The following is a 5,622-nucleotide window of genomic DNA, read 5'->3' as shown; positions in this document are numbered from 1 at the left end:
GACCGCCTATGTGGTCCGTCGTCTGTGTCCATCTGCCCCTCTTCCTGCTGTGGCCTGTATTTCCAAGTGGAAGGAACCGGGTTCATGCTGGCGAACGTCCGTGGCCACCTGGCCGACAAGACTCACCGTCACCACCTGGGCGTGGCGGCGCTGCTGTGCCTCCTCGAGCTGATGCTTTTGGTGAGCGTCGAAATGCTGTTCATTCACATCCTGATCGCGATCGGCATTTTCGGCCGTGACGTGGTCGACACGTTCCTTCAGGACCGCTGACCGGGGTCCGGCCCGGCATGTCTTCTCGGCGCCGGCCGTGCCGTGGCGGCGCGGCCGGCTGCCTCACAACGACGATCGAAAGAGGGCTCGTGATGGCAACTGCGCTCACGACGGCCACGCCGGCGACCGCGGGTACCTGGCTGGACGGCGGCGTCCGCACGGCGGACGAGCTGAACGCCGAGACGTGGGGCCTGGCGGTGGCGCACGGCATGCCGCAGTCCGCGGCGGATCGGAAGATCCTGGCCGCGTTCTGGGCGATGAACCCCGGCCGGGGGTGCTGCCGTTGGGCGGGCGGTCTCGTCGTCAACGGTGTCACGGTCGCTGACGCGCTCCCGGAGATGGGTGACGAGGCCTGCGACTGGCTGACTGACCATGTGGCGCCCGAGGGCTACCTGTTCACGTGGAACGACGGGCTGGTCCTGACGTCCCTCGACGAGCTGGACTGACCGGCGAACTCCGTGGAGATCATCGGTGTGTCCCCGCCGCCTGTTCTGACCAGCGGCCAGCTCGGTGAGGTAACGGTCCCGGTCAGCCGCGCGGCGCTGCCGATCGTCACCGTCGGCTACCTGCATGCCTTCCGGCGCTACCGGCGGGCGGAGGTGACCCGCCATGTCGGCCGGCAGCGGCTGGAGGTCACCTACGTCCGGTCGGTCACGCCGCCGCCACAGGTGGACATGCGGGTGATCTCACCCGGACAGCTGGTCGTAACCGCGGACTGTCAGATCGTCAACCGGGTCCGGCGGCTACGGCCCCACACGGTCAACGGCCCGGACTACCTGCGCGCGGTCCGCGACGAGCTGGCCACGGCGCTGCGGATGTTCACCGATCCACGCCGCCGCGACGAGGGCTTGTACTGGCTGCTCGAGGCGGAGATCGCCTGGGCGGTGCGGACCGGTCGCATCACCCGACGGCAGATATCCGCCACCCGTGAGGTGGGCCGGCTACCGATCGACCCGTCGGCCTAACCCTCCGCATGGCCGCGGTCGATGCCGGCGCCGCGCGTCGAGACCGGTCTGTACGGACACCTCGCCACGGCCACGACCGGCCCACCCGAGAAGGGAGGACAACGATGGAGATGGTCACGACGGTTGAGCCTGGCTCGATCACCGTCGATGCCGCGGACACCGTCCGCGACCTGCTGACCCACTTTCGCGTCGGAGACGCGGGTGAGCTGGAGGACGTCCTCGGCCTGTTCGCGCCCTACGGCGGTGTCGACGCGGCGACGGACTTCTACATCGCCGACGCCCTCACCAAGATCACCCGCGAGGACGTGGCACCTGGCCGCGACGACGGCCCGGAGATGTTCGACGAGAAGGACCCGTTGCAGTCGATCGAGCGGCTGGGTTACGTCGAACTGTGCGACCTGGCGGACGAGACCTCGAGTAGCAGCTATCTGGACGAGGGGCGGAGCCTGACCGCTGTCCTGGTCCTGCGCCCGTTCCACGTCGCCACGGTCCGTTACCGCTGGACCCGGTGCCAGCTGGGCCGGGCCGACACGTGGGACATCGTCGAGCGAACCGGTGTGGTCTGGCCCGGTACCTACGTGCTGGGCAGGGTAGGCGACTGGCGGCAACGGGATGTCGGCCTGGTCTGCGCCGGACCGGCCTGGGGCATCGACACCGACGCGATGGCCTACACGATCCGGGAGGAGTCCGACGTCTACGCCTGCCATGCGTTCTGTGACAGCTGCGACGCGGACTGGTACGCCCATGAGGGCTCATGGAAGTTCCTCGCCAACGACGCGGTCAATGACTTCTATTTCGACGACGCGCACCGCATCGGCAACGACACGATCATGTGCCCCGAGCCGCTCTGCCTGAACGGACGGGTGCATTTCACCGTCGGTTAAACCTTCCCGCGGTCGGCGCAGCACGCCGACCAGACGTCGGCGCCGGCTGCCCGTTTTCTCTCTTGTCCGTCTTCTGTTTCTCCGTTCCGTGATCGGATGGTGGGTCATGCTCGGTTCGTTGCTCGTGGACGGCCGCGGCGTCGAGGCCGTGGCTGAGGACACGACGAGAATCAAGGTGGAGTTCCCGACCGATATCACCTACCGGTGCCGGGCCTGCGGCGACGACCTTTACGAAGAGGGCGCCGGCGGATTCACCGGAGAAACTTCCGGCCCGGTGTGCCCGGACTACACACCCGACGGCGCCGACCCTGCCGACGACGAGGGGCCGCATCAGCCGGAGCGCGTCCCGCTGTCGTGGTGCAATCACGCGGGCATCGCCGTCGACGAAGCGGACGACACGATCATTGCCAGCGTGTCTGTCGGCGACCCGTGCGGCGCCTTCACGATGATGGTTCGGCGGATAGCCGACAACGCGGACAGCCCCCTCGCCGGCCGTCTGATCATGGATATACCGCACCCGAATGGCTCGGGCCTGCACGCGCCGCTCACACCATTGCGTGACGGCACCTACCTGATCGGCGCCGTCTGACCCCGCCCAGCCGGGCCCTCAGGGTCCCGTGGGGGCCCGTCGTTCCCGTGTTTCCACCGGAGGTACCGCCATGCAAACCATGACCGCGGCGCCGGCCCGCGTCGGCGTCTACATCGCCCACGACCAGGACTATTACTGTTCGCCGATCGGCGACGCGGACGTGATCGCCGACGAGCGGGCGCATTTCGCCGACGGGTCCTGGTCGGCCTACGTCTTGCTGACCGTCGTCGAGTGCCCGCACTGCGGGACGCTCTACACCACCGACAGTCTCGGCGGCGTCGTCGTGGACACCACGACCCTGGCGGACTGTGTCGTCTGGAGCGACGACGCCTCGCTGTCCCGCGCGGACGAGGACTACCTGAGCGAGCAGATACGCGAACTCATCCGGGCCGAGCAGGATCATCCGACCCCGCCGGACGGCTGGGTCCCGCTTCGCCAGAACTGCGCCTGACTCCTCCCGCGTCGTCGCCCGCTGGCCGGAAGGCAAACACGGATACAGCGGTGGTGTAGGTCGTCGTGCGCATCCCTTTACCGCCGGGAGGCGAACCGCTCGACGCCGGCGCTCGCGGCATTGATTCGGCCGGCTTGCGGTCCACACTGTCGTGCGGTCGACCGCCGCATTTGTGCGCAACCGTCCTGCGGACCCGGAAACAACCGTTGCTGTGTGCGCGACTGAGCCGCGCCTGCATTCAGACAACGACTGGACGACAGCGCCGCGCCCAACGCGCGTAAGTCGCGTACCCAAGAAATCACGGAGGGGCCGAGATGAGGATCTCCGGCGTCAGTCTTGACGAATTCACACGGATTACCGACGACGTCAGCCGCCAGTACGACGGGAACCTGATAGTCAGCAAGGACGCGCACGCACTCCCATGCGCCCGCCGACCACAGTGCGTCGCACGGCTGGCCGTCATCACCAGCCGGGGACCGGGGGCACGCCGCTCGTGGACCGGCCGCCGGATGCCGTGCGCGTGCTGGCACGCATACCGTGACGTTCTGTCGGCGGCGTTCCGCGCGTTCCCGGACGCCGTGGTCCGTACCAGCATGGCGGTCTACCGGGGACAGGCCGGCTTCGAGGAGACCTACCTAGATACCGCCTACCAGAGCATCGGCTCACCGGCCAATCCGGTCACCATGCCCGAGCTTTGCGACTGCGACGACTACACGCCCACCGTGGACGAGAGCCCATGGGCTGAGCCGTCGTACACGGGTCCCGATCTCAGCTACTCCGAGGAATACATCCGGGAAGCGATGCGGCGCGCGGATGACGCGCTACGCGCCGTACCCGCCTGAGTTCTTCCGCGCAGGCTGGGTGCCGTTTTCCGCGGCCCGCACGGCGTCAGAACGACGAGTACACCCCAGAAGAAGGAACGAGCACATGAGTGACGACAAGTACGTCGCTAGGGTGAAGGCTTTGCTGGCGAAGGCGGAGAGTACGGACAGCCTGGCCGAGCAATCAGCGCTGATCGCGAAGGCCCAGGAGTTGATGACCCGGCACAGGATCGACGCGGCGCAGCTCGTCGCGACGGGGAAGGCGAAGGACGAGCCGATCACAGACAGGCTCATTCCGGTTGCCCGGCCCCGCCAGTCCGGCGGCAAGACGCTGTTGACGCTGATGTTCGCCGTGGCGACGGCGAATGGCGCGGTCGCGGTGGGACACGAGAACAACGGAATCTCGGCGACCGTGTTCGGTACGGAGTCAGGAATTCGGGCGGTGGAGATGCTGTTCGCGTCGCTGAGCCGCCAGCTGGACCACGCCGCGTCGTACGCGGTTAAACACCACAAGCCGGACGGCGAGCACGGCAAGACCTACCGGGCGTCCTATATCGCAGGCTGGGTCGCGACGGTCTGCGGAAAGCTCTACGCCGCCCAGAGAGAAACCGAACGCACGGACGCGCCGGAAGGTTCGTCCACAGCGCTGGTGCTCCGATCCAAGGCCGACCAGATTGAGCAGGCGAAGGCTGCGCGATACCCGAAGCTGAGGACGTTCAAGAATCGTTACAGGCCGACATCTACCGGCTACTACCGAGGTCGGGAAGACGGACGGCGCGCGGCGCTCGGCGGGGAAATCGAGAGCGGGACGTCACGCCCGGCACTGACCTGACACGCCGATCCCTGCGTGTTCTGCGTCACCTGGACGCGCTCGGCCTTGAACGGTCGCTGATGCCGGGCCGGCACGTCTAGCGGCCCCGCCTCCGCGCGGACGCACGGCCCCGGCCCGGCGACACGCCGTCGCGCGGGCCGGGCCGCGGAACCCTCACCCGAACGGAGCGAGAGTGATGGCTCCTGAGTTTCCCCTACCCCCGACCTTCGTCGGCTGCCCGGTGGTAGCCGGCATCTACGTGCCCCGCGCGGGCCACTACGTGCCGCTGTGGGCCGTCGTCGCGGCAAGCACCGAGCCCGGCGAGTTCCACGTCGGCCTTATGCGCGACGACCAGAACAGTATCCAAAGCTGGTACGACATTCCCGGCCTAGCCGAAGCGCTCGACAGGATGCGCGCCAAGGCCGATTTCTGGGCGGACTCCCGCGACTAGCCGAACCCATCGCCCGGCCTTTTCTCTGGGTCTTCGTCCGTCACGGAAAGGAGCGGCAGTGAACCATGCTTCCGAGTTTCCCGAGCTGATGAACACACTGCCGGTCGACCGGCGCCGCAACGTTCCTATCCCGGCTGTCACCGCGCGCCACCCGCACGGGGAGCCGGACTTCTCGACCGTCGATGGCCGGGCGGCGCTCCGTCTCGCCTCCGAGGGGCGGTGCGGTATCTGCGCCCGACCGTTCGACGAGGAGGTCGCTTTTCTCGGCAGCCCGGATTCCGTCGCTGCCAGGGCCTACTACGACCCGCCGATGCACGAGGGATGTGCCGAGGCATCGACCCGGCTCTGTCCTCACATAGCCCGCCGCGACATGCGCCGCC

9 protein-coding genes and 1 pseudogene are annotated in these 5,622 nt (G+C 67.8%); all 10 read left to right on the top strand.

The features are described 5' to 3' along the window. Positions 1-270, top strand: a 270-nt coding sequence (locus AC08OP_RS19615; RefSeq protein WP_476615521.1) for a hypothetical protein, incomplete at its 5' end; no start/stop codon positions are given. 92 nt (positions 271-362) lie between these two features. Next, entirely contained in the window at positions 363-716 is a 354-nt protein-coding gene (locus tag AC08OP_RS19610; RefSeq protein WP_476615520.1) for a hypothetical protein, read from the top strand. 27 nt (positions 717-743) lie between these two features. Next, positions 744-1,235, top strand: coding sequence for a hypothetical protein (locus AC08OP_RS19605; protein ID WP_476615519.1), 492 nt, complete (start codon positions 744-746; stop codon positions 1,233-1,235). Positions 1,236-1,339: 104 nt separating this feature from the next. Then, positions 1,340-2,119: a hypothetical protein gene (locus tag AC08OP_RS19600; RefSeq protein ID WP_476615518.1), complete on the top strand. Its 780-nt coding sequence runs from the start codon at positions 1,340-1,342 to the stop codon at positions 2,117-2,119. A 124-nt stretch (positions 2,120-2,243) separates the two neighbouring features. Further along, positions 2,244-2,708 carry a hypothetical protein gene (locus AC08OP_RS19595; RefSeq protein ID WP_476615517.1) on the top strand — a complete coding sequence of 155 codons (465 nt, stop codon included), beginning with the start codon at positions 2,244-2,246 and terminating at the stop codon, positions 2,706-2,708. A 70-nt stretch (positions 2,709-2,778) separates the two neighbouring features. Continuing rightward, positions 2,779-3,159 (top strand): hypothetical protein, encoded by a 381-nt coding sequence (locus AC08OP_RS19590; protein ID WP_476615516.1) that lies wholly within the window; start codon positions 2,779-2,781, stop codon positions 3,157-3,159. Between the two features lie 314 nt (positions 3,160-3,473). Continuing rightward, positions 3,474-4,001 carry a hypothetical protein gene (locus AC08OP_RS19585; protein WP_476615515.1) on the top strand — a complete coding sequence of 176 codons (528 nt, stop codon included), beginning with the start codon at positions 3,474-3,476 and terminating at the stop codon, positions 3,999-4,001. An 85-nt stretch (positions 4,002-4,086) separates the two neighbouring features. Continuing rightward, positions 4,087-4,812 (top strand): DUF2786 domain-containing protein, encoded by a 726-nt coding sequence (locus AC08OP_RS19580; protein WP_476615514.1) that lies wholly within the window; start codon positions 4,087-4,089, stop codon positions 4,810-4,812. 175 nt (positions 4,813-4,987) lie between these two features. Next, positions 4,988-5,242, top strand: a complete 255-nt coding sequence (locus tag AC08OP_RS19575) for a hypothetical protein (protein WP_476615513.1) — start codon at positions 4,988-4,990, stop codon at positions 5,240-5,242. 58 nt (positions 5,243-5,300) lie between these two features. Next, positions 5,301-5,622, top strand: a pseudogene (locus AC08OP_RS19570) (hypothetical protein); the annotation flags it as partial.

This window comes from Frankia sp. CeRuru1, assembly GCF_977966315.1.
Note: the sequence above shows the minus strand (reverse complement) of the source record. Positions and strands in the feature narration are given on the sequence as shown.